Origin of the sequence: Streptomyces sp. NPDC102279, assembly GCF_044766365.1 — a bacterium.
GTDB lineage: Bacteria > Actinomycetota > Actinomycetes > Streptomycetales > Streptomycetaceae > Streptomyces.
This window is the reverse complement of sequence record NZ_JBIWLU010000001.1, coordinates 748,479-772,597: the sequence shown is the minus strand read 5'-3', so window position 1 is coordinate 772,597 and position 24,119 is coordinate 748,479. Positions and strand designations below refer to the sequence as shown.

Annotated in this window: 20 protein-coding genes; 10 read left to right on the top strand and 10 right to left on the bottom strand. The window is 70.7% G+C overall.

Annotated elements, in window-relative coordinates; all coding sequences use genetic code 11:
* Positions 1–42 precede the first annotated feature (42 nt).
* From ACIRQH_RS03340 to ACIRQH_RS03330, 3 genes are all read right to left on the bottom strand, one after another.
* A complete protein-coding gene (locus tag ACIRQH_RS03340; protein WP_358820664.1) occupies positions 43–462 on the bottom strand; it encodes an STAS domain-containing protein in 420 nt (139 codons plus the stop codon).
* Positions 459–1,358 carry an STAS domain-containing protein gene (locus ACIRQH_RS03335; RefSeq protein WP_404223918.1) on the bottom strand — a complete coding sequence of 300 codons (900 nt, stop codon included), beginning with the start codon at positions 1,356–1,358 and terminating at the stop codon, positions 459–461. Before ACIRQH_RS03335 ends, ACIRQH_RS03340 begins: the two co-directional genes overlap by 4 nt.
* Before the next feature lie 172 nt (positions 1,359–1,530).
* Positions 1,531–2,703 carry a PP2C family protein-serine/threonine phosphatase gene (locus ACIRQH_RS03330; RefSeq protein WP_358820662.1) on the bottom strand — a complete coding sequence of 391 codons (1,173 nt, stop codon included), beginning with the start codon at positions 2,701–2,703 and terminating at the stop codon, positions 1,531–1,533.
* 228 nt (positions 2,704–2,931) lie between these two features.
* Here ACIRQH_RS03330 and ACIRQH_RS03325 point away from each other — a divergent pair, with 228 nt between their 5' ends.
* A complete protein-coding gene (locus ACIRQH_RS03325; RefSeq protein ID WP_358820661.1) occupies positions 2,932–3,363 on the top strand; it encodes a MarR family transcriptional regulator in 432 nt (143 codons plus the stop codon).
* A 276-nt stretch (positions 3,364–3,639) separates the two neighbouring features.
* Here ACIRQH_RS03325 and ACIRQH_RS03320 read toward each other — a convergent pair whose 3' ends face one another.
* Entirely contained in the window at positions 3,640–4,017 is a 378-nt protein-coding gene (locus ACIRQH_RS03320) for an STAS domain-containing protein (protein WP_404223915.1), read from the bottom strand.
* A gap of 267 nt (positions 4,018–4,284) precedes the next feature.
* Between ACIRQH_RS03320 and ACIRQH_RS03315 the strand changes: the two genes are divergently transcribed.
* The 4 genes from ACIRQH_RS03315 (at position 4,285) to ACIRQH_RS03300 (ending at position 8,271) form a co-directional block, all read left to right on the top strand.
* Positions 4,285–4,746 carry a MarR family winged helix-turn-helix transcriptional regulator gene (locus ACIRQH_RS03315; RefSeq protein WP_388865207.1) on the top strand — a complete coding sequence of 154 codons (462 nt, stop codon included), beginning with the start codon at positions 4,285–4,287 and terminating at the stop codon, positions 4,744–4,746.
* Positions 4,743–5,708, top strand: a complete 966-nt coding sequence (locus ACIRQH_RS03310; protein ID WP_388865209.1) for an ABC transporter ATP-binding protein — start codon at positions 4,743–4,745, stop codon at positions 5,706–5,708. The genes ACIRQH_RS03315 and ACIRQH_RS03310 overlap by 4 nt, the downstream gene beginning before the upstream one ends.
* The gene (locus ACIRQH_RS03305; protein WP_388865211.1) at positions 5,668–6,528 is read left to right on the top strand and encodes an ABC transporter permease; all 861 of its coding nucleotides are present in this window, start codon (positions 5,668–5,670) and stop codon (positions 6,526–6,528) included. The genes ACIRQH_RS03310 and ACIRQH_RS03305 overlap by 41 nt, the downstream gene beginning before the upstream one ends.
* A gap of 114 nt (positions 6,529–6,642) precedes the next feature.
* Positions 6,643–8,271, top strand: coding sequence for an MFS transporter (locus ACIRQH_RS03300; protein WP_388865213.1), 1,629 nt, complete (start codon positions 6,643–6,645; stop codon positions 8,269–8,271).
* Positions 8,272–8,364: 93 nt separating this feature from the next.
* On the opposite strand, the gene ACIRQH_RS03295 is transcribed toward ACIRQH_RS03300, so the two are convergent.
* Entirely contained in the window at positions 8,365–11,097 is a 2,733-nt protein-coding gene (locus ACIRQH_RS03295) for a SpoIIE family protein phosphatase (RefSeq protein WP_388865215.1), read from the bottom strand.
* 188 nt (positions 11,098–11,285) lie between these two features.
* Here ACIRQH_RS03295 and ACIRQH_RS03290 point away from each other — a divergent pair, with 188 nt between their 5' ends.
* Complete coding sequence (locus ACIRQH_RS03290) at positions 11,286–11,522, top strand: DUF6296 family protein (RefSeq protein ID WP_388865217.1); 237 nt, start codon at positions 11,286–11,288, stop codon at positions 11,520–11,522.
* Here ACIRQH_RS03290 and ACIRQH_RS03285 read toward each other — a convergent pair.
* From ACIRQH_RS03285 to ACIRQH_RS03275, 3 genes are all read right to left on the bottom strand, one after another.
* Complete coding sequence (locus ACIRQH_RS03285; RefSeq protein WP_358820654.1) at positions 11,494–12,036, bottom strand: GNAT family N-acetyltransferase; 543 nt, start codon at positions 12,034–12,036, stop codon at positions 11,494–11,496. The two genes, ACIRQH_RS03290 and ACIRQH_RS03285, sit on opposite strands and share 29 nt — an antisense overlap.
* Before the next feature lie 90 nt (positions 12,037–12,126).
* Positions 12,127–12,858, bottom strand: coding sequence for an AAA family ATPase (locus ACIRQH_RS03280; RefSeq protein WP_358820653.1), 732 nt, complete (start codon positions 12,856–12,858; stop codon positions 12,127–12,129).
* Between the two features lie 10 nt (positions 12,859–12,868).
* The gene (locus ACIRQH_RS03275; protein WP_358820652.1) at positions 12,869–15,148 is read right to left on the bottom strand and encodes an MMPL family transporter; all 2,280 of its coding nucleotides are present in this window, start codon (positions 15,146–15,148) and stop codon (positions 12,869–12,871) included.
* A gap of 346 nt (positions 15,149–15,494) precedes the next feature.
* On the opposite strand from ACIRQH_RS03275, the gene ACIRQH_RS03270 reads away from it, so the two are divergent.
* Positions 15,495–17,888 (top strand): M4 family metallopeptidase, encoded by a 2,394-nt coding sequence (locus ACIRQH_RS03270; RefSeq protein ID WP_388865223.1) that lies wholly within the window; start codon positions 15,495–15,497, stop codon positions 17,886–17,888.
* A gap of 87 nt (positions 17,889–17,975) precedes the next feature.
* Here the strand turns inward: ACIRQH_RS03270 and ACIRQH_RS03265 are convergent, their stop codons facing one another.
* On the bottom strand, positions 17,976–18,596 hold the full coding sequence (locus ACIRQH_RS03265) for an L-threonylcarbamoyladenylate synthase (protein WP_164370179.1): 621 nt from the start codon (positions 18,594–18,596) through the stop codon (positions 17,976–17,978).
* Positions 18,597–18,730: 134 nt separating this feature from the next.
* Between ACIRQH_RS03265 and ACIRQH_RS03260 the strand changes: the two genes are divergently transcribed.
* A complete protein-coding gene (locus tag ACIRQH_RS03260; protein WP_358820650.1) occupies positions 18,731–19,804 on the top strand; it encodes a dihydrodipicolinate reductase in 1,074 nt (357 codons plus the stop codon).
* Positions 19,805–19,816: 12 nt separating this feature from the next.
* A complete protein-coding gene (locus tag ACIRQH_RS03255; RefSeq protein ID WP_388865773.1) occupies positions 19,817–20,296 on the top strand; it encodes a carboxymuconolactone decarboxylase family protein in 480 nt (159 codons plus the stop codon).
* Between the two features lie 78 nt (positions 20,297–20,374).
* Here ACIRQH_RS03255 and ACIRQH_RS03250 read toward each other — a convergent pair whose 3' ends face one another.
* Positions 20,375–22,018 carry a GMC oxidoreductase gene (locus ACIRQH_RS03250; RefSeq protein ID WP_388865225.1) on the bottom strand — a complete coding sequence of 548 codons (1,644 nt, stop codon included), beginning with the start codon at positions 22,016–22,018 and terminating at the stop codon, positions 20,375–20,377.
* Between the two features lie 251 nt (positions 22,019–22,269).
* Between ACIRQH_RS03250 and kstD the strand changes: the two genes are divergently transcribed.
* On the top strand, positions 22,270–24,078 hold the full coding sequence (kstD, locus tag ACIRQH_RS03245) for a 3-oxosteroid 1-dehydrogenase (RefSeq protein WP_388932297.1): 1,809 nt from the start codon (positions 22,270–22,272) through the stop codon (positions 24,076–24,078).
* Positions 24,079–24,119: the final 41 nt, after the last annotated feature.

Below are 24,119 nucleotides of genomic sequence, written 5' to 3'. Positions count from 1 at the left end.
TCCGGATCGGCAGACACGCGGTGACGCGGCCGGAGGTTTCCGTCACGGGCGCTCCTGGCGTGCTGGACCGTGATGAAGGGCCGTCGGCGCCGTGGTGAGCAGGCGCATGGCCTCCTCGGCGTCGAGTGCGGTGCGCAACCCGGGCAGGGTGAGGCCCAGCTCGACCAGGGTGATGGCGACGGCGGGCCGCATGCCGGCGACGACGGTCTGCGCCGCGAGCAGTTTCGCGTGCGCCGCGACCTCGGCGAACACCCGTCCCAGGAAGGAGTCGACGATCTCCACCCCGGAGATGTCGATGACGACACCGGTGACCGAACTGGCGGCGATGGCCTCCCCTATGTCCCGCTGCAGCCGCTCGGCCGCCTCGTCGTGCAGGTCGCCCTGCAACGTGACGAGGAGGACGTCGCCGAGCTTCAGTACGGGGACGTGGGCGCCCGTGGGCCCGGTGATCAGGGCGTTCACCGCGCGCTCTGGCCGCTGCGGTCCTGGTCGACGATCGCGATGCCCTGGCGGTTCAGGGCGTACGCGAGAGCGTCGGCGAGGCTGGCGCGGGTGACCACTTCGCCGAGGTCGATGCCGAGGTGGACGATGGTCTGCGCGATCGCGGGCCGGATGCCCGAGACGATGCACTCCGCGCCCATCAGCCGGGCGGCGGCGACGGTCTTCATGAGGTGCTGGGCCACCAGCGAGTCCACGGTCGGCACGCCCGTGATGTCCAGGATGGCGAAGTGGGCCTGCTGGGAGACGACGGCGTCGAGCAGGCTCTCCATCACGACCTGGCTGCGGGCGCTGTCGAGGGTGCCGATGAGGGGGACGGCGACCACGCCGGTCCACAGCTTGATCACGGGCGTGGCCACCTCCAGCAACTGGAGGCGCTGGCGGTCGATGAGTTCCTGTCCCGCGCTGAGCGTGGTCTCCAGCACGACCAGGCGGAGGGTGCCGAGGAGCGCGGTGAGGGTGACCGCGCACACCTCGGCCCGCTCGCGGGAGCCGTCGGCGAGATCCGCGCTCAGCAGCTCGGAGGCCGCGGGGCGCAGTGCCGCCACCTCGTCGGCGATCTGCGCGGACGTGGCACCGGTCCGGGCACGGGAGGCCGCCATGCGTCCCAACTGGTCGCGCACGGTGGCGAACCCGGCAGCCCCGAGGTCTTCGACGCGGCCCGCGGCGGCGACCGCGGCGAGGGCCTCGACGACGGCCCGGCCGGCCTCCACCGCCTCGTCCCGCGAGACGGTGAAGACGGTGCGGAACAGCGCCTCGTCGGCCCAGCGCTGGGCGATCTGCTCACGGCGGCTGCGCAGGAACTCGCCGACCTCCTTGGCCGCCGACTCCTGCTGCACCGCTGCCTGATGGTCCGCCACGTGTTCTCCTTCGTCCGTCTGCCGCGCCGACGAGCGTGTTCCCGTCCGGGCATAATCTCTTGTCGTACGGCAACTGTAGCCATGGCCCGCTCGCGTCCGGCACCCGCTCGCCGTCAGGGGCCCGCGGCACGGGTGCCGGCGCGGTCGCCCGGGCCCGAAGTCCGTGGGCCGGCTACTCCGCCGCCGGCGGCCCGTGCCAGTCGAGGCACACCACGAGGGCGTCGTCCTCCGGCTTGGGCCTGCCCCGGTGTCCGGTGAGCTCGCGGAGCACGGCACGGGGCACCTCCGTCGCGGGCAGCAGCTGGGTGGAGGTGATCGCCATCGCGAGGGCCCTCTCCCCGTACTCCTCCCCGCCGGGACCGGCGACCGCGTGCACACCGTCACTGACGAACAGGAGACGGTCGCCGGGCTCCACCTGGAACTCCTGCACGAAATAGTCGGTCTCCTCGAACATCCCGAGGGGCAGCTGGGCCTCGAAACCGACGCGCTCGACGGACCTGCCCCGCAGGCGCAGCATCTGAGGCGAACCCGCGTCGATCACCCGCAGCCGGCCGGTCGACAGCTCGAAGTCGAGCATCAGCACGGACAGGTGCGAGGTGCCCCGGTACTGGGCGTAGATCGCCTGGTCGGCGAGGGCCGCCTGGTCCTGGAGGGAGATCCCCGCACGGCGCGCGTTGCGCAGCGCGTTGATACCGAGGTTCGTGAGCAGCGAGGCCTCGATCCCCTCGCCCATGCCGTTGGTGATGTACAGCAGCAGCCGGTCGGCGCTCGCCGACCAGTCGAAGTTGTCGCCGAAGATCGCGTAGGCGGGCTCCAGCTGGGCACCGAGCTCGTACTCGGGGCGGGAGCAGGACCGGCCCGGCAGCAGCTGCCACTGCATCTCGGCGGCCAGCGTCAGCCGGTCCTTGCGGCGCGCCTGCAGGTACAGGTCGGTGTCCCGCTCGGCGACGAGCACCTCGTGGGCGAGGACCTCCGCGACCTCGGAGAGCTCGGCGAGCGTCTCCCCGTCGCACGCCTCGGAGGGCAGCGTGACGGACAGGATGCCGAGCCGGTCGCCGCGCACGGTCACCGGGAGGTGCGCCCGTACACGCCGGCCGGTGCGCTCCTCGACGAAGGGTTCCTGGGCGCCGAAGGCCCTCCCCTCGGGGCTGCCGTGCACCGGGATCGGTTCCAGGGTGTGCGGAAGCACCGACACGGGCTGGAGCACGGTGAGACCGTAGTCGGCCATGAAGAGCTCGACGGACTCGGCCGCGTAGCGATCGCACAGCACGGCACGGACCGCGTCGAGCAGTTGGTGGGGTGCCGCGGTGCGCAACGCCCGCTCCGCGGCCACGAATCTGTTCACGATGTCGGATACGCCATTCTTCGACTAGTACGATGCCGGGTCCGAGCTCCGGGAAGCCGGACCGGCATACGTAGGACCCGGTATCTACTGCTTTGTTCCTGTCCCAGCCCCTGACAGGTGTTTTGCTCCTGTCCTTGCCCCCGACAGGCTGACAGTGCCCGAGAAGACTGGGAGAGTGAAACCGTGACTTCCTCCGGCCCGCGTCCACAGCCCAGTGAGGTGGCTCGTGTGACCTCCGAGGCTGCCGAGCTGCTGGAGATTCTGTGGGGGAGAGCCTCGACGGCTCCTGTCTCCGCCTCCCAGCTGCGCGTGCTCTTCATCCTGGAGCACGACGAAGGCATCAACCTGCGCACGCTCGCCGACGCGCTCGGCTCCACGCCGCCTTCGACGAGCAGGCTCTGCGACCGTCTCCAGGCCGTGGGGTACATCGAGCGGGCGCCGAGCGTCATCAGCCGCCGGGAGCTGCGTCTGTTCCTGAGCGCGCGCGGCCGGATCTTCCTCACGGAGCTGCGCGCACGGCGCGAGCGCGCCGTGGAAGCGGTGCTCGCCCAGATGCCGGCGGCACAGCGGACCGCGCTCGCGGAGGGCCTCGCGGCCTTCTGCGCGACGGCGGCCGCGCAGCTCCACGAGGACGACGCGCCGGCGGTCCGTACGGCCTGAGCCGCGGGGCGGCGCGGACCGGAGCCGTCGGCCGTCGGGGCCGTCCGGTGCGCGAGCCGTGCGGGCTTCGCCCGCCTCACCCACTGCGCCATCTCGGGTCCTCTCCGCTCGTCGGGGGCGATCACTTTGTTGCCTCACGTTCACAGTTGTCAAATGGCAACTATTGTTCGCATGATCTTGGTCTCATGTCTTTCTTCGCAGGTCGCCGGTGCCGGCGAGGTGGAGGGGCCGAGGTTCGCGTGGGACCGCGCGAGGTTCGGAACGGACCGGCCGACCCTAGTGGGGCAAGGTCCCCTCGCCCACGTGAGCCAGCGCCGCTTCGACGCCGTCCAGCGACGCGATCGTGAGGCTGACGCCCGTGAGGTCCAGGACGCGGCGGACCATCGGGGCGGGCGACACGAGGCACACGCTGCCGCCCGCGTGGCCGGCCTCGTCGTGCGCCTTCAGGAGCGCGTTGAGGCCGGAGGAGTCCATGAAGGGAACCTCGGACAGGTCGAGCAGCAGATGCCGACGGCCGGCGCGTATCTGGTCGGCCAGCCGGTTCCGGAGCTCGGGAGCCGTCTCGACGTCAAGTTCCCCGGCGACGGTGACCAGGGCGATGCCGTCGCCGTACGGGGTCACCTCGATGGACACAGGAGTTGGTTCGGCCGGCACGCTTACCTCCAAAGGACATTGATCCGTCGGGAATCGTCCGGCGCCGGTGACGCCGGTGAGCAGGTCAACGGTTACCCCCCGAATCGGGCTGCACACCTTCGGCTTCGCCGTGGAGGGCCCCTGTGGACGCAGTGTTCCGGGTCACGCGGCGCGCGCTCCGGGGCGCGGAGCCCACTCCGGCGCACGGGACGCCGGGGTGCCACTGCTTGCCGCCTCTTGACCCTCCCTTTTGCGAAATACCTCTGACGCAGAGCTAATCTCGAAGACGTGGAATCGGAGTCGGAAAGCTTCCCCGAGGCGCTGTCGGACGCCCTGGCCGGACTGCAACGGCTGATCAGACGGCGGCTGCGTGGCGGCACGGACGGGCCGCGGCTGCGCGGTGCCGAGGTCGACCTGCTGCGGCTGGTCGCGGAGCGGCCCGGTCTCGGCGTGTCCGAGGCCGCCAAGGAGCTGTACCTGGCGGGCAATTCGGTCTCGACGCTGGTCAACCGGCTGGTCCGGGACGGCTATCTGATCCGCGCCACGGATCCGGCCGACCGGCGGGCCGCCCGGCTTCTGACCACACCCGCCGCCGACACCCGGCTGCGCGACTGGCGGCGGCGGCGCGCGGTGCTGGTGCGCCGCCAGGTCGACCGGCTCGACCCCGCCGAGCGCGCGGCCTTGGAAGCCGCCCTGCCGGCCCTGCACAAACTGGCCGCGAACCTGCACGAGGAGGCCGAGGAGTCATGACACGGTACGGGAGCGGACCGGCGGAGCCCGCGCGGCGGGACGGCCCGGTGGCCGCCGGGGGAGAGGCACCCGCCGAGGCCGCCGAGGCCGCCGAGGCGGCGGGGACGACCGGGGCGGCCGCCGCGACGGACGCCGCGCCGAACGCCGTGTCGTGCTCCGGGCTCGTCTACGCCTTCGGTGAGACCACCGCGGTCGACGGCCTCGACCTCGACGTGCGCGACGGCGAGGTGTTCGGACTGCTCGGACCCAACGGCGCGGGCAAGACGACGGCGATCCGCTGCATCACCACCCTCCTGCCCGTCCCGGCCGGGAAGGTCCGCGTCTTCGGGCACGACGCCACGCGGGAACAGATGTCCGTACGCCGCCTGTTGGGCTACGTCCCGCAGCAGTTGTCCGCCGACTCCGGGCTCACCGGCCGGGAGAACGTCGAACTGTTCGCCCGTGTCTTCGACGTGTCCCGCCGCGAGCGCGCCGCCCGGGTAGCGCAGGCGCTCACCGCGGTCGACCTCACCGACGCGGCCGACCGGCTCGCCAAGACGTACTCCGGAGGCATGGTCCGGCGCCTGGAACTCGCCCAGGCGCTGGTCAGCGCACCCCGGCTGCTGATCCTCGACGAGCCGACCATCGGCCTCGACCCGATCGCCCGCACCAGCGTGTGGGAACACATCAACGCCGTGCGCGCCGCCACCGGCATGACCGTCCTCGTGACGACCCACTACATGGACGAGGCCGACCAGTACTGCGACCGGGTCGCGCTGATGCACCACGGACACGTTCGCGCGCTCGGCACGCCGGAGCAGCTCAGGAGGGGCCTCGGCGAGCGCCGCGGAACCACAGGCGACGGCGAACTGCCCACGCTGGAGGACGTGTTCCGCGACATCGCCGGCAGTGGACTCGACGACCGTTCAGGAGAATTCAGGGATGTCCGAAGCACCCGCCGCACCGCTTCCCGTGTCGGCTGAAGCAACCCCGCTCACGAGCCTCGACCTGCTCGTGGTCCCGCCACGGGCCCGTACGGGCTGGCGGGTGCTGCCCGCCAGGGTCGCCGCGATGTGCGTGGTCGAACTCCAGAAGCTCCGGCACGACCGGACCGAGCTGTACACGCGGGCGATCCAGCCCGCCCTGTGGCTGCTCATCTTCGGAGAGACCTTCACCCGCATCCGCGCCATCCCCACCGGCGGCATCCCGTACCTCGACTACCTGGCGCCCGGGATCATCGCCCAGTCCGCGATGTTCATCGCCATCTTCTACGGCATCATGATCATCTGGGAGCGGGACGCGGGCATCCTGACCAAGCTCCTCGTCACACCGACACCCCGCTCCGCGCTCATCACCGGCAAGGCGTTCGCCGCCGGGGTGAAGGCGCTCATCCAGGCCGTGGTGGTCGTGGTGATCGCCGCGCTCCTCGGGGTGGCCATGACCTGGAATCCGCTGCGGCTGCTCGGGGTGGCGGTGGCCGTCATCCTCGGCTCGGCGTTCTTCTCGTGCCTCTCGATGACGATCGCGGGCATCGTTCTCACCCGCGACCGGCTGATGGGCATCGGCCAGGCCATCACGATGCCGCTGTTCTTCGGCTCCAACGCGCTCTACCCGGTCGCGGTCATGCCGGGCTGGCTCCAGGCCGTCAGCAAGGTCAACCCGCTCAGCTATCAGGTCGACGCCCTTCGCGGGCTGCTGCTCGGCACCCACGCGCACCTGGCCCTCGACTACGGCGTCCTCGTCCTGGCCGCGGCCCTCGGCATCCTGTCCGCCTCCTCACTGCTGGGGCGACTGGCCAGGTGAGACGGGGTCTCAGGCCGGAGATGATGATCGATTGGTGAGGTCGGGCGCTCGGGCATAACGTCGGTTGGGTGACCATGCACGTTCATCGCCGACCCTAGATGCGGGGCCCTCTCCATGACGGCCGATCACGTGACATCCTCCGAGTCCGCCGACTCTCCGCAGCGGGGCAGAGGAAGCGGCATCGCCCTTCTCGTCATCGCCTCGTGTCAGCTGATGGTGGTTCTCGACATCACCATCGTGAACATCGCGCTACCGCACATCCAGACGGCTCTCGGGTTCTCCACCGAGAACCTCTCCTGGGTCATCAACGCGTACACGCTGACCTTCGGTGGTCTGCTGCTGCTCGGCGGGCGGTCCGGGGACATCCTCGGACGCCGCCGCATGTTCATGTTCGGTGTGCTGCTCTTCGTGTTCGCGTCCCTGCTCGGCGGACTCTCCCAGGACTCCTGGCAGTTGCTCGCCGCGCGTTCACTGCAGGGCGTCGGCGGAGCCATCGCGTCACCGACCGCGCTGTCCCTCATCACCACGACCTTCCGCGAAGGACCCGAACGCAACCGGGCGTTCGGGGTGTTCGCCGCCGTGTCCGCGGGCGGCAGCGCGATCGGACTGCTCGCGGGCGGCATTCTCGTCGAATGGCTCGACTGGCGATGGGTCTTCTTCGTCAACATCCCCATCGGCCTGCTGATCGTGCTCGCCACCCCCCGCTTCATCAGGGAGTCCGAGCGCCACCCGGGCCACTTCGACCTCCTGGGCGCCCTCACGTCGACGCTCGGCATGGTGCTGCTCGTCTATGGCTTCATCCGGGCCTCGGAGGAGGGCTGGAGCGACTCCATCACGCTCGGCGCCTTCGGCGCGGCGGTCGTGTTCCTGATCGCGTTCATCGCCGTCGAACGCCGGTCGAGACAGCCCATCACGCCGCTGTGGATGTTCCGCGACCGCAACCGCGCGGGCGTCTACGCGATGATGCTGAGCCTCTCCGCGGCCATCTTCGGGATGTTCTTCTTCCTGACCCTCTTCGTGCAGAACATCCTCGGGTTCAGCCCGCTCAAGGCCGGCTTCGCGTTCCTGCCGGTGAGCGTGGTCATCGCGATCGGCGCGGGCGTCGCCTCGAACCTGCTGCCCCGCTGGGGTCCCAAACCCTTCATGGCCGTGGGCGCGATCCTGGCCGCCGCGGGCCTCGGCTGGCTGACGCTGACCGACGTCGACAGCACCTATCTCGGCAGCATCCTCGGCCCCACGATCGTCTTCGGCTTCGGCATGGGCCTCCAGTTCGTGTCGCTGACCCTGATGGCGGTGTCCGGCGTGGCACCCAAGGACGCGGGCGCCGCCTCCGGCATCCTCAACGCCACCCAGCAGGTGGGCGGCTCCCTCGGCCTGTCGGTGCTGGTCACCATCTTCGGCACGGCGAGTCGCAACGAGGCCACGGACCAGGTCAAGAAGTTCCTGTCGACCGCGACACCGGCGCAGCGGCTGGAGTTCCGCAGAACCGGACAGCTTCCGGCGCCCTTCAGCGACCAGGTGCTGACGTCCGGTATCTCGGGCTCCTTCGTCGCCGCGGCCGCCTTCGCCGTCTTCGCGGCCCTGGTCGCGCTGATCGTCATCCAGGTACGCCCCTCCGACCTGGAACGCCTCCAAGGCGGCGCGGCCTCGCTCGCACCGGCGGACGGCTCCGGTGCCGGCGAGGGCGTGAGCGGCTCGACGCACACGCGGGACTCCCGCGAAGGGCCACCGCCACCCGGCTGACGCGGTGCGGATCCCGGCCGGGCCCGGTCACCCTGGCCCGGCCTTCTCACGCGCCGTCCGGGCCACCGCCCGCCCTGCGGCTGCCGGCCGTGGTCAGGGCAGTGGCTGTTCCGCCCAGATCACCTTGCCCTCGGGGGTGTAGCGGGTGCCCCAGCGGTCGGCCATCTGCGAGACCAGGAACAGGCCGCGCCCGCCCTCGTCCGTCGACGCCGCGTACCGCAGGTGCGGTGAGGTGCTGCTGCCGTCGAGGACCTCGCAGATCAGGGTGCGGTCGTACAGCACGCGCACCCCGATGGTGCCGTTGCCGTAGCGGATCGCGTTGGTCACCAGCTCGCTCAGGATCAGCTCCGTGGTGAACGCCATCTCGTCCAGTCCCCACTCCGCCAGCCGACGGGTGACGGCGGCACGCACCTCACCGACGGCGGACGGCTCGGACGGCACGTTCCACTCCGCGATCCGGTCGGGACCCAGCGCGTGGGTACGGGCGACGATCACGGCGATGTCGTCGCTCGGCCGGACCGGCAGCATGGCGTCCAGCACGGCCTGGCAGGTGTCCTCCGGGGAACGGTCGGCGCCGGTCAGCGCGGTGCGCAGCATTTCGAGACCGACGTCGATGTCCCGCTCTCGGTCCTCGACCAGGCCGTCCGTGTAGAGCACCAGCCGGCTGCCCTCCGCCAGTTCCAGCTCCGCCGTCTCGAACGGCAGACCGCCGAGACCGAGCGGGGGACCCGCCGGCACGTCGGCGAACTCCACACTGCCGTCGGGGTGGACCACCGCGGGCGGCGGATGCCCGGCCCGGGCGAAGGTGCAGCGCCGGGTCGTCGGGTCGTAGACGGCGTAGAGACAGGTGGCGCCGGTGACGGCGGCCGTTCCGCCCTCCGGCAGCTCGTCCTGGTCGATACGGCCGACCAATTCGTCCAGGAGGCCCAGCAACTCGTCCGGTGGCAGGTCGAGCGAGGAGAAGTTGTGGACCGCCGTACGCAGCCGCCCCATCGTCGCCGCGGCGAGCAGCCCGTGCCCGACGACGTCACCGACGACCAGGGCGACCCGCGCGCCGGGCAGGGGCAGCACGTCGAACCAGTCACCGCCGACACCCGCCTGCGCCGGCAGATAGCGGTAGGCGAGGTCGAGAGCGCTCTGCTCGGGCAGGCTGCGCGGCAGCAGACTGCGCTGGAGCGTCACGGCCATCGTGTGCTCGCGGGTGTAACGGCGTGCGTTGTCGATGGACACCGCGGCGCGGGCCACCAGCTCCTCGGCGAGGGCCACGTCCTCGGAGTCGAAGGGCTCCGGCTTCTCGGAGCGCCAGAAGTTCACCACGCCCATGACCATCGGCCCCACCCGCAGCGGGACGGTGATCAGGGAGTGGATCCCGTACTCCAGGATCTGTGCCGTACGCGGGCGGTCCTGGTCCAGCCACCCCGGGGCACCCCCGAGGTCGGGCTCGACGACGGCCTCGCCGGTGCGCAGGCTGTGGGCCTGCGGCGAGGAGGGGATGAACCCGATGTGCTCGCCCACCGGGTACAGCGGGGCGTCCTTGCGGATGCCGCCGTAGGCGGTGCGGCGCAGACCGATGGCCGTGTCCGGGTCCTGTCCGCTCAGCACGGCGTCGGCCAGGTCCACGGTGACGAAGTCCGCGAACCGCGGAACGGCGACCTCCGCCAGTTCCTCGGCCGTGCGCGTGACGTCCAGGCCGGTCCCGATGCCGACCCCGGCGTCATAGAGGAGTTTGAGGCGTTCGCGGGCGGTCTCGGCGCGGCCGGAGAGCGCGCGCAGCTCGGTCGAGTCGCGCAGCGTGGCGACGCTGCCCGCGGGGCCGCCCCGCAGGTCCGTCGGCCGCTGGTTGATGGCCAGCAGACGGTCGCCGACCAGGTGCACCTCGTCGGTGGCGACACGTCCGGAGGCGAGCAGCTCGGCGGTGTCCGCGTCGAGGCCGAGTTCCTCGACGGACCGCGCCTCGGCGTCCGCGGGCAGGTCCAGCAGGCGGTTCGCCTCGTCGTTGGCGAGCAGCAGCTGCCCCTCCCCGCCGACGATGATCACGCCCTCGCGGACGGAGTGCAGCACCGCGTCGTGGTGTTCGTACATCCGGGTCATCTCGTACGGGCCGAGGCCGTGCGTCTGGCGCAGCAGACGCCGGGTCACGAGCGCCGTGCTCGCGGTGGCCAGCGCGAGCGCCACGCCGGCCGCGCCCAGCACGAGCGGCAGCTGGCGGTCGGCGGCACCGCCGACGTTCTTCGTGGTGATGCCCGCCGACACCATGCCGACGACCTTGCCGTCGGGTGCCTTGATGGGGACGGTGGCCTGGACGAGCGGTCCGATGGTCCCGTCGACCTGTTCGGTGATGGAGTGCCCGGCGAGGACGGGCGCGGTCGTCCCGACGAACTTCTTCCCGATCCGGTCCGGCCTGGGATGGGTGTAGCGGATGGCGTCGGTGTTCAGGACGACGATGAAGTCCACCTTCGACGCCTTGCGGGCCGCCTCGGCGCTGGGCTGCAGCACCGCGGTCGGGTCCGGGGCGCTGAGTGCCGCCCGGGTGCCCGGCGCGTTGGCGAAGGTCTCGGCCACGGCGAGTGACCGGTTGCGGGCCTCGTTCGTGCTGTCGTGCCGCACCTGGAGCACGAGGGCGACGACCGCGGCGACGACCAGGAGCAGCACGATGACCACTTGCAGCACGAAGACCTGTCCGGCGACGCTGCGGCCGCCGAGTACGGAGCGAAGCCCGTTGGAGGGGCCGCGTCGGTGCTTGCCTTCGTGTGACCCACGGTGTTGGTGCCCTGTGCTGTGGCGGCGGGTCGACTGAGCCCGGGTTCGACCCAATAGTCCGACCATGTGCTATGTCTACACTGCCCGGCGGCTGGTGGCGAGGGGCGTCACCCACAGTGAGTGCCTCGTGTTGCGGTCGGGCGACCGTCCAGGGGGCCGGTCGGCGGGAGCGGCGCTGCTGCCGCGGGCAACTGACGGCATCATGGACACGTACCCCTTTTGTCTATGTTGTCGCTTCGGCGCGGGAGGCCTGCATGAAGACCGTGGACCGCTACCGGCTGACCTTCACCCATCCCGGACCGGACGCGAGCATGGTCGCGGACGAAGTGATCGTCGAACGGACGGAGGCCAAGGGGCCGGGCGGCCATCCCGTGTACAGCGATCCCACCGGCATCCTGCGCGCCGAGATCAGCCCGGCGGGCGAGGTGCGCATGCTGGCCAGCGGCGCCTATCAGACAACGATCAACCCGGCCGCCGAACCGGTGGCATGAGGCCGTCTCCCATGGGGGCCGCATGGCCCGCCGACGGGAGTTGCAGCTCGAAGCGGAGCGCCGGGCGGCCGTTGAGGACGAGGTCACCGGCGGGCAGGAAGCCCGTGCGGGCCAGTACGGCGCGGGAGGCCGTGTTGTCGAGGGTGGCTGCGGCCCGCAGGGTGCGCAGCCCGTAAGCGGTCGCGGCCAGTCGGCAGACCTCCCGTACGGCGGCCGTGGCGAGCCCCTGCCCCGCCGCCCGCTCGGCGATCCGGTATCCGAGGTCCGCCGCGCCCTCCGTGGCGTCGACCAGGTTCACTCGGCCCAGCACCGCGCCCGCGTCGTCCACCACGAGGTGGAAGAAGCACAGGCCGGCCGCCTGCTCGGCCAGCCGTTCGCGGTGCAGGGCGTCGAAGCCGGTGAAATAGGCGTCGCCGCGGTCGGGGATCGACGCGGCGAAGTAGGCGCGGTTCTCGCGCTCGAACGCGAGCAGCGCGCCGGCGTGGTCCTGGTGGAGCAGTTCGAGGCGGGGCACCGGGCCATGCTAGGGATTCGTCGGGTGCGCGGCACCGGGGTTTTCCCGCCCAGCCCCTGACGCGGAGCGGCGTTCGGGCTCCGGCGGGCGTCAGGGTTCGACGATGTGCCGCAGATAGGCCCGCGGGTCGGCGAGATAGTGGCGCCAGTGGTTCACGAGGTCCAGGTCCGCCCACGCGGCCCTGCGCATGCCGTGGTCGCCGACCTCGACGATGTCCGCGCCCGGCAGCGCCGTCAGGAGAGGGGAGTGGGTGGCGCAGACGACCTGGCCGCCGTCCTTCGCCAGCCGGTCGACGTGGCCGATGAGTTCGAGGCACGAGGAGAAGGAGAGCGCGGCCTCCGGCTCGTCCAGGACGTAGAGCCCCGGCTGCGTGAACTTCCCCCGGAACGCGGCGAGGAAGCCCTCCCCGTGGCTGACCGACTCGGGTGCGAACCCTTCCCTGCCGAGCGCGTCCAGCGCGGTCTCGGCGCGCAGGAAGAAGCCTTTGCGGGCCGCCCGGCTGGCGGCCATGCGCCGACCGCGGGGCGCCGCGTCGAACCGTAGGCGGTCGCCCAGCACGGACTTCTCGCGTGCGGAGGCGTAGCGCCAGTCGTGCGAACCGCCGTAGGAGTCGAGGCCGAACGACTCCGCGAGCGCCTCGACCAGCGTCGACTTCCCGGACCCGTTCTCCCCGACCAGGAAGGTCACCGGCGCCGTGAACCGCAGGCCCTCGTCGAGCAGTTGCCGGACGCAGGGCACCGACCAGGGCCAGCCGGCCGGGTCGGCACCGTCCTGCGGGCCGTGCGCGGCGGGGAGATGGACGTACGCGCGGTCGACGATCACGCGGCCGGTGTCACCCGTCGGCCGGCGGCCGTACGGGATCCGCGGCGCGCGGGGCGGGCTCGCCCTCCGTGTCGATGTGCGGCAGCATCCGGTCGAGCCACCGCGGGGTCCACCAGGCGTGGGCACCGAGCAGCGTCATCACGGCCGGAACGAGCAGCAGCCGTACGACGGTCGCGTCGATCAGCACGCTGACGGCGAGCCCGAGTCCGAGCATCTTCACGACGATGTTGTCGCTCAGGATGAAGGCGGCGAAGACGCTCACCATGATGAGGGCGGCGCAGGTGATCACGCGGGCGGTGATCTCCAGGGCGTGCGCGACGCTCGCCTTGGCGTCGCCGGTGCGCACCCAGGCCTCGTGGACGCGCGACAGCAGGAAGATCTCGTAGTCCATGCTCAGCCCGAAGATGATCGCGAACATCATCATCGGCACGTAGCTCTCGATGGGCACCTTGCCCGCCACCCCGAGCGCCGGCCCGCCCCAGCCCCACTGGAAGACGGCGACGACGACACCGTAGGAGGCGGCGATGGACAGGACGTTGAGGACCGCCGCCTTGAGCGCGACGAGCAGTCCGCGGAAGACGATCAGGATGATGATGAACGCGAGCGCGACGACCACGGCGATGATCAGCGGCAGCCGGCTCGCGACGATGTCGAGGAAGTCGACCTGGGCCGCCGTGGTCCCGGTGACGTAGCCCTTGGCGGCGGTGCCGGACACGGCCTGCGGGAGCGTGTCGTCGACCAGGTGGTTCGTCAGTTCGGTGGTCACATGGTCCTGCGGCGACTGCTTGGAGAAGACGGTGCCCACCAGCACGTCCCCGTCCTGGGTGGCCGTGAGCGGGGTGACGGTGGCCGCGCCGGGCACGTCGGTGAGCGACTTCTTCGCCTGCGACGCCAGCGCCGAACGCTGGTCCGACGGTACGTCGGTCTGGTCGATGACCACGGTCAGCGGACCGTTGGAGCCGGGCCCGAAGGCGTCCGACATGATGTCGAACGCCCGTCGGTCCGTGAAGGACGTCGGGTCCGCGCCGTCCCCGATGTGCCCGAGCTGGATGGAGAACAGCGGAATGGCCAGCACCACCACCGTGACCAGGCCGCCGGCGAGGAACCACCAGGGGCGTCGCTCCACCCGCTGCGCGTACCGGTGCCAGGTGCCGTGCGCGGGCTGACCGGGTTCGGCGTCCGTCTCCGCGACGGGTTTGCGCAGGTGGTAGCGGTCGATGTGCCGCCCGATGAGTCCGAGCAGGGCCGGGACGATGGTGAGCGCACCGGCGACCGCCGAGACGACCGTGACGGCCGCCGCGAGGCCGAGCTTGCTGATGAAGGAGACGCCGGAGACGGACAGCCCTGCCAGGGCGATGATGACGGTGCAGCCGGAGACCAGGACGGCCCGGCCGCTGGTCGCGGTCGCCCGCCCCGCAGCGTGCACCGGATCGATGCCGTCGATGAGGTTCTGCCGGTGACGTGTGATCAGGAACAGGGCGTAGTCGATGCCGACGCCGAGTCCGATCATGGTGGCGAGGGTCGGTGACACGGTCGCGAAGGTGAACGCGGCGGCCAGCAGGCCCAGACAGGCCAGGCCGCCGACCACGCTGATCAGCGCCGTCACCAGCGGCAGGCCCGCCGCGATCACACTGCCGAAGCCGACGAGCAGGACGACGATCGCCACCGCGAAGCCGATCGCCTCGCTGATCCGGTCGTTGGCCGGGGGGCGGGCCAGCTCACCCAGCGGACCGCCGTACTCGACGTCGACGCCGGCCGACCGCAGCGGCTGCACGGCGCTGTCGACTCCGTGGAGGTAGTCGTCGCCGAGCGTCGAGGGCTGCACGTCGAAGCGGACGGTGATGTACGCCGTCTTCCCGTCGTCGGACAGCGGCCCGACGTTCGGCTGTTGGGACTGTCCCGAGGACTGCGAACCCGGCGGCGGCAGCGGGTTCTGCGCCGACAGCACGTGCGGCAGCTTCTGCAGGTCGCCGACCGTCTGGTTCACCTGGGAACTCAGTGACGTCAGCGGCTTCTGCGTGTCCTTCAGGACGACCTGGCTGCTGTAGCCGCCGGCTGCCGGGTCGTGCTCCTTGAGGACGTCCACGCCCTTCGTGGACTGCACTCCGGGGAGTGTGAAGTTGTCCGAGTACTCTCCGCCGAACGAGCGGTTCAGCACCTGTAGTACGGCCAGTACGACCAGCCAGGCCACGATCACGATCACGAAGTGCCGGGCACACCACTCGCCCAGCCGCCGTAGCATCCCGGGCTTGTTCTGCCCGCCCCCTGAAGTGGCCTGCGTCGCCGACATGCGTTGCTCCTGGGGGAAGACGACCCTCCGACGCCCTCATTAAACGACGGGACGATCACCCCGGCCCGGCGAGACGCGGGGCACGGGGACGCCGTCGACGTGCGGCCGCGCGGGGGGCGACAGGGGGTTCCGTCACCACGGCGTAGGGATAACCCTCGATCGCCGACGAGGCGATGTCATGCATCGGTCAACAGTGCAATCCTTCCCCCACCTGTACGGCAGGTCGCGTCCGACCTGCCCACGGTCGCGTTCCCGCACGCCCCTGCTCAGCTCGTCCCGGACAGCACATCCCGTCTGCCCGGTCTGTCACCGGCCGCCGACCGCGGCCGAAGCAGTAGGAGTACGAGTGAGACGTATCCCCCGTCAGGCGACCGCGGCCGGAGCCCTGGTGGCCACCGCCGCTTTCCTGGCCGTCGGCATACAGACGGTCCCGGCAGCCGCCAAGCCCGCCCCCCACACCAGCCCCCTGCGCACCGGGGGACTGGAAACGAAGCTTTCCCCCGCTCAGCACACGGCCCTGCTGAAGAATGCCTCGCAGCAGACGACGGACACCGCCGGGCTCCTCGGCCTCGGCCCGAAGGAGAAGCTGGTCGTCAAGGACGTCGTCAAGGACAACGACGGCACCCTGCACACCCGTTACGAGCGCACCTACGCCGGGCTGCCGGTGCTCGGCGGCGACGTGGTCGTCCACACTCCGCCCGCCTCCCGGGCCACCGGAACGGTCGGCACGACCTTCAACAACAAGCACACCATCAAGGTCGCGACCACCGCCGCGTCGTTCACCAGGACCGCCGCCGGGGCCCAGGCACTGAAGGCGGCCAAGGCGCTCAAGGCGGAGAAGCCCGCCGCCGACAGCGCCCGCAAGGTGATCTGGGCCGGCACCGGCACCCCGCGCCTCGCCTGGGAGACCGTGGTCAGCGGCCTCCAGGACGACGGCACCCCGAGCAAGCTGCACGTCGTCACGGACGCGACCACCGGCAAGGAACTCAGCCGGTACGAGGGCGTCCAGACCGGCACCGGCAACACCCAGTACAGCGGCACCGTGACGCTGAACACCACGCTGTCCGGCTCGACGTACCAGCTCACCGACAGCACGCGCGGCGGCCACAAGACGTACAGCCTGAACAACGCCACGTCCGGGACCGGCACCCTGATGACGGACGCCGACGACACCTGGGGGACCGGCGCCGGCTCCAACACCCAGACCGCCGGCGCCGACGCGGCCTACGGCGCCCAGATGACCTGGGACTTCTACAAGAACACCTTCGGCCGCAGCGGCATCAAGAACAACGGCGTCGCGGCCTACTCCCGCGTCCACTACAGCTCGGCGTACGTCAACGCCTTCTGGGACGACAGCTGCTTCTGCATGACGTACGGCGACGGCACCAGCAGCACCCACGCGCTGACCTCGCTGGACGTGGCGGGTCACGAGATGAGCCACGGTGTCACCTCCAACACCGCCGGCCTGGAGTACTCCGGGGAGTCCGGCGGCCTGAACGAGGCGACCTCCGACATCTTCGGCACGGGCGTCGAGTTCTACGCGGCGAACACCTCCGACGTGGGCGACTACCTCATCGGCGAGAAGATCGACATCAACGGTGACGGCACGCCGCTGCGCTACATGGACAAGCCCAGCAAGGACGGCGGCTCCGCGGACAGCTGGTACTCCGGCGTCGGCAACCTGGACGTCCACTACTCCTCGGGCCCCGCCAACCACATGTTCTACCTGCTCTCCGAGGGCAGCGGCACCAAGGTCATCAACGGCGTCACCTACAACAGCCCGACCTCCGACGGTGTCGCCGTCGCCGGCATCGGCCGGGCCGCCGCCCTGCAGATCTGGTACAAGGCGCTGACGACGTACATGACGTCAAGCACCAACTACGCCAGTGCCCGCACCGCCGCGCTGAACGCCGCGACCGCGCTGTACGGCGCGAGCTCGGCCCAGTACGCCGGGGTGGCCAACGCCTTCGCCGGCATCAACGTCGGCAGCCACGTCACCCCGCCGACGAGCGGCGTGACCGTCACCAACCCGGGCAGCCAGTCCGCCACCGTCGGAACCGCCGTGAGCCTGCAGATCGCGGCGAGCAGCACCAACAGCGGCTCCCTCAGCTACGCGGCGTCCGGTCTGCCGGCCGGTCTGTCGATCAACAGCTCGACGGGCGCCGTCACCGGCACCCCGACGACCGCGGGGACGTACAGCACGACCGTCACCGTCACGGACAGCACCGGTGCCACCGGTACCGCGACGTTCACGTGGACGGTCAGTTCCTCGGGCGGCGGGGGCACCTGCACCGCCAAGCAGTTGCTCGTCAACCCCGGCTTCGAGTCCGGCAACACCACCTGGACCGCCAGCAGTGGTGTCATCACGACCGACACCGGCCAGGCGGCGCACGGCGGTTCCTACAAGGCCTGGCTCGACGGTTACGGCTCGACCCACACCGACACGCTGTCCCAGTCGGTGGCCGTACCGAGCGGCTGCAAGGCCGCGCTGACGTTCTACCTGCACGTCGACACGGCCGAGACGACCACCAGCACCGCGTACGACAAGCTCACGGTCACGGCCGGATCGACCACGCTGGCGACCTACTCGAACCTCAACAAGGCCACCGGCTACGTCCAGAAGACGTTCGACCTGTCCTCCTTCGCCGGCTCCACCGTCGCGCTGAAGTTCAGCGGCGTCGAGGACTCCTCGCTCCAGACCAGCTTCGTCGTGGACGACACCGCCCTGACGACCAGCTGACCGGCACCAACCGCACAGCCTGAAAGACCGTGACCGCGCCGTGGGTCCTCCGCGAGGACGACCCACGGCGCGGCTCCGTCTCCCGCCCTACTCGAACCGTGACGGGTCGCCCGCCCCGAGCCGTACGATCTCGGGCTCCCCGGAGGAGAAGTCGACGACGGTCGTCGGCTCCGTACCGCAGTCGCCTGAGTCGATCACGGCGTCCACCACGTGATCGAGCCGGTCCTTGATCTCCCAGCCCTGGGTCAGCGGCTTGTCCTCCTCCGGCAGGAGCAGCGTGCTCGACAGCAGCGGCTCACCGAGTTCGGCGAGGATCGCCTGCGCGACGACGTGGTCCGGGATGCGCACGCCGACCGTCTTCTTCTTCGGGTGCAGCAGCCGGCGCGGGGCCTCCTTCGTCGCGGGCAGGATGAAGGTGTAGCTGCCGGGCGTCGCCGCCTTGACCGTCCGGAAGACCGCGTTGTCGATCCGTACGAAGTGCCCGAGCTGCGCGAAGTCCTCGCACATCAGGGTGAAGTGGTGCCGCTCGTCGAGCTGGCGGATCGACCGGATGCGGTCGATGCCGTCCTTGTTGCCGAGCGCGCAGCCGAGCGCGAAGCAGGAGTCCGTCGGGTAGACGATCAGTCCACCGCTGCGGACGATCTCCACCGCCTGGCTGATGATGCGGCGCTGCGGGTTGTCCGGGTGCACGTCGAAGTACTTGGCCATGCACCCGAGCTTAGGTCCTGTCGACCGGACCGGACGGGGCTCGCTCGGCCTCGGGGGCGGGCCGGTCCGGAGCCGGATTCTTTTCCCCGGTCACGGCTATGGGAACCTCGCGGTCGGCTCGCTACCCTCCGCGCATGATTTCCACGGTGGTCTGGGGTACCGGCAATGTCGGCCGCGCGGCCATCCGCGCCGTCGAGGCCCACCCGAAGCTGAAACTCGCGGCCGTGCTCGTCCACGATCCCGGGAAGGTCGGCCGCGACGCGGGCGAACTCGCCGGGCTGGACCACGGCCTCGGCCTCGCCGCGACCGACGACATCGAGGCCGTCCTGGCGCAGGGCCCGGGGGCAGTGGTCTACGCCGCCTCGGGCGACATCCGACCCGACGAGGCGCTCCTCGACATCGCCCGCGCGATCCGGGCCGGCGCGGTCGTCGTCACCCCCGCTCTCTATCCGCTCTACGACCAGCGCAACGCGCCGCCGGAGTTCCGGGAGCCGATGCTCGCCGCCATCGCGGACGGCGGCGGCTCCCTGTTCGTCTCAGGCGTCGACCCCGGCTGGGGCAACGACGTGCTGCCCCTGCTGATCAGCGGACTCGGCACGAGGATCGACGCCATCCGCTGCCAGGAGATCTTCGACTACTCCACCTACGAACAGGAGGAGTCCGTCCGCTACCTGGTCGGCATGGGACAGCCGATGGACTACGAGCCGCTGATGCTCGCCCCGTCGATCCCGACGATGGTGTGGGGCGGCCAGATACGACTGATGGCGCGGGCCCTCGGCGTCGAACTCGACGACATCCGCGAGACGTTGGAACGGCGTCCGCTCGCGACGACGGTGACCACCCGCACGATGGGGGAGTTCGCGGCCGGCACGCAGGGCGCCGTGCGCTTCGAGGTGCAGGGGATCGTCGACGGCGAACCCCTCATCGTCATCGAGCACGTCACCCGCATCCACGCCTCCTGCGCACCGGACTGGCCGGCGCCGCCCGACGGCGACGGCGCCCACCGCGTGATCATCGAGGGCCGTCCGCGGATCGAGGTCACCGTCGAGGCGACCGACGAGGGCGAGAACCGCTCCGCGGGAGGGAACGCCACCGCGGTCGGCCGGCTGGTCGGCGCCGTGGACTGGCTCGTGGACGCGGAGCCCGGCCTCTACGACGCACTCGACGTCCCGCTGCGCCCCGCAGTCGGCCGACTGGGAAGGAAGTGAGGACCCATGACCATGCACATCGACATCCCCGAGGGCCAGGAGCCGATCGGGTACGTGTGGGGGGACATGGTCCCCGGCATCGGTATGGCGGCGGCGAACTTCTCGCTGTCGGTGTACGCCCACACGACGCTGGGGTTGCGCGAGTTCGAGGCGGCGCGGCTGCGCGTCGCGCAGATCAACGGCTGCATGTTCTGCCTCGACTGGCGCACCGAGCGGGACGGCCTGAAGGTCGAGGAGGAGTTCGCGGACGCGGTGACCCGGTGGCGTACCGCCGACGCCCTCGACGAGCGGACCAGGCTGGCCGCCGAGTACGCCGAGCGGTACGCCCTGGACCACCACGGTCTGGACGACGAGTTCTGGGGCCGGATGACCGCGTGCTACAGCCAGCGGGAGATCGTGGAGCTGAGCATGAGCATCGGCTCGTGGCTGGCGTTCGGCCGGCTCAACCACGTGCTGGGCCTCGACAGCGTGTGTGTGCTGCCGACGCACTGACAGACGACCGACGGACGGAGGAGACCCGGGCCGCTCGGGCGGCCCGGACCGTCTCGGACGTCGACCGCCGGCTGCCGGCTAGAGGTCGGTGGCGATGATCTTCTCGATGTTGCGTTCGGCGAGCGCGGTGATGGTGACGAACGGGTTGACGCTGGTGTTGCCGGGGATGAGCGCGCCGTCGATCACGTACAGGCCCGAATAGCCCTGGAGGCGGCCGTAGTTGTCGGTCGCCTTGTTGAGGACGGCGCCACCGAGCGGGTGGTAGGTGAGGTGGTCGCCCCAGATCTTGTACGTGCCGAAGAGGTCGGTCCGGTAGATCGTCCCCTCCTTCGCGTTGATCTTGTCGAAGATGGACTTCGCCATGGTGATGGCGGGCTGTTTCCAGGCGGTCTGCCAGTTCAGGTCGACGTTGCCGGTGGCCGCGTTCCAGGTGAACTGGGCGCGGTTGGGGTTCTTGGTGATGGACAGGTAGAACGACGCGAAGGTCTCGATGCCGGTGGGCAGGGGCGCGACCTCGGCGAACGCGCCGCCCGCGGCCCAGTTGTCGATGCCGCCGCAGGGGATGCTGGACTGGAGCGAACCGGTCGGGTCCCAGAGGTGGTTGGCCCGGCCGCACATGACGTTGCCGTTGTCGCCCCAGCCCTGGCCGATCTCACCGTTGAGGGACGGCAGTGCGCCGGTCGCCTTCAGCTTGACCAGGAGCTTGCTGGTGCCGACGCTTCCGGCGGCGAAGAACACCCGGTCCGCGGTCACCGTCTTTGAGGCGGTCGCGTCACCGTTGGTGTTGAGCTCGTCGATCAGGACGGTGTATCCGCCGCCGGCCGCGGGGGAGACCGAAGTGACCTTGTGCAGCGGGGAGATGGTGACCCGGCCGGTCGCCTTCGCCTGGGCGAGGTAGGTCTTCTGCAGTGACTTCTTGCCGTAGTTGTTGCCGTAGAGGATCTCCGCGGCGAGCGCCGACTTGGGCACGGTGCCGGCGGCCTCCTGCTTCATGTAGTCCCAGTCGTACACGTCGGGCACGAACACGAACGGGAAGCCGGAACGCTGGGCCTGCTTACGGCCGACCCGGGCGTACTGATAGCAGTCGGTCGTGTCGAACCACGCCGGGTCCACCAGTCCCACGCCGAGGTTCGTGTTGGCGCGCGGGTAGTACGTCGAGTACATCTCGTCGGTGTTCACGGATGGGAGGATGGCGCCGAAGTTCTCCCGCCTGGGGGTGACGGCCATGCCGCCGTTGACCAGCGAGCCGCCGCCCACGCCGCGGCCCTGGTACACGATGATCTGGCCCATCTCCTCGGCGTCCAGGATCCCCGTGTAGCGCGGGATCGACCGGTCGATGGGGAAGCCGAGGAAGTTGCTCAGGGGCTGCTTGGTCTTGGTGCGCAGCCAGTACGAACGGTTGTCCGGGCTGGTCGTGTTCGCGAAGATCTTGCCGTCCGAGCCCGGGGTGTCCCAGGCCATGCCCATCTCGACCATCTGCACGTCGACGCCCGCCTGGGCGAGCCGCAGCGCGGCGACGGAGCCGCCGTAGCCGGTGCCGATCACCAGGACGGGGACGTGTGCTCCGGAGGGGATGGAGGCGGCGGCCGTGACGGTCGGCGCCGGGGCCGCGGCGGCGCCTCCGGCGAGACTCACGGCCCCAAGAATAGAACCTGTTCCAGCAATGAATCGTCGACGCGAGACACCTCTGGAATCCTTGCTGGGCTGGTTGATGTCACTCATGTGACGCTCCTCACTCTGGGATGAGTGGGAACACGTTCTACTGTTACTGGCTTGTTAAGTCACTACATACCTGTTGGTAACTTGTGTCCGATCTTGGGTGGTCCGACCGGGTCCGGCCCGCTCGCTCTTGACTTCACAAGACCCTTGCGCGAAATTTCTGACGCTGCATCAGAACCGGTACGGCGGGGGCCTGTCGGCCTCCGGAGCGCGCAACGCCCCCACCTTTCCCCGCCCTGCTGGAGCGACCTGCCATGTCCTCGAACACCGACCCCGCCAGACCTGCCGGCTCCGCCCCGGCGCCCCGCCCGTCGCGGCGCCACGTGCTCGGCGCGGCCACGGGAACCGGGCTCGCGCTCGCCGCCGGACTCGCCACGGCCACCGGCGCCACGGCGGCCGACCTGCCCGCCCTCGGCACGTACGACGTCGTCGTGGTCGGCTCCGGAGCGGCGGGCATGACCGCCGCCCTGACCGCCGCGAAACAGGGACTGACCTGCGTCGTCGTGGAGAAGGCGGCCACCTTCGGAGGCTCGGCGGCGCGCTCGGGCGCGGGTATCTGGATCCCCGGCAACGAGGTGATCCTCGCCGCCGGGGTCCCCGACACCCCGGCGAAGGCCGCCGCCTATCTCGCGGCCGTCGTCGGCCCGGACGTCTCCGCCGACCGGCAGGCGGCCTTCCTCGGCCAGGGGCCCGCCATGATCTCCTTCGTCCTGGCCAACAGCCCGTTGCGCTTCCGCTGGATGGAGGGGTACAGCGACTACTACCCCGAGCTGCCCGGCGGCCTTCCGGGCGGCCGCTCCATGGAGCCCGACCAGCTCGACGGGAACATCCTCGGCGCCGAACTCGCCCGCCTTAACCCGGCGTACATGGCGGTCCCGGCCGGCATGGTCGTCTTCAGCGCCGACTACAAGTGGCTCACCCTCGCCGCCGTGAGCGCGAAGGGCGCGGCCGTCGCCACGGCATGCCTGGCCCGCGGCACCAAGGCCGCCCTGCTCGGCCAGAAACCGCTCACGATGGGCCAGGCCCTGGCCGCGGGTCTGCGCGCGGGACTGCTCGCCGCCCAGGTCCCGGTGTGGCTGAACACCCCGCTGTCCGACCTGTTCATCGAGAACGGCGCCGTCACCGGCGTCGTCGTCACCCGGGACGGCGTGCCCGGCCTCGTCCGGGCCGGTCGGGCCGTCGTCGTCGGTTCGGGCGGCTTCGAGCACAACGCCGCGATGCGCGCCCAGTACCAGCGCCGGCCCATCGGCACCGACTGGACGGTGGGAGCCAAGGAGAACACCGGAGACGGCATCCAGGCGGGGCGGCGAGCCGGAGCCGCCCTCGACCTGATGGACGACGCGTGGTGGGGCCCCGCGATACCGCTCCCCGAGGAGCCCTACTTCTGTCTCGCCGAACGCACGCTGCCCGGCGGCCTGCTGGTGAACGCCGCCGGAGCGCGCTTCGTCAACGAGGCCGGGCCCTACAGCGACGTCGTGCACACCATGTACGACCGGAACACGAGCGCGCCGGACATCCCGGCCTGGCTGGTCGTCGACCAGAACTACCGCAACCGCTACCTGTTCAAGGACGTCGCGCCCACGTTCCCGTTCCCCGACTCCTGGTACAGCTCCGGCGCCGCCCACAAGGAGTGGACCCTCGACGCCCTCGCCGGCCGGATCGGCGTCCCCGCCGCCGCGCTCCGCGCCACGGTCAACCGCTTCAACAGCCAGGCACTGAACGGCAGGGACCCCGACTTCCACCGGGGCGACAGCACCTACGACCACTACTACACCGACCCCGCCGTCCACCCCAGCTCCTGCCTGGCCCCGCTGTGGCTGCCCCCGTTCCACGCCTTCAGGATCGTCCCGGGCGACCTCGGCACCAAGGGCGGCCTGCGCACGGACGCCCGCGCCCGCGTCCTGCGCCCCGACGGCACACCGATCCCCGGCCTGTACGCCGCGGGCAACGCCAGCGCAGCCGTCATGGGCCACAGCTACGCGGGCGCGGGCTCGACGATCGGCCCGGCGATGACGTTCGGATACATCGCGGCACGGGACATCGCGGCGAACGCGGCACGCTGAGGGGCAGCGGTCCGGGCAGGCCGGTCCGAGGGCCGTTGAAG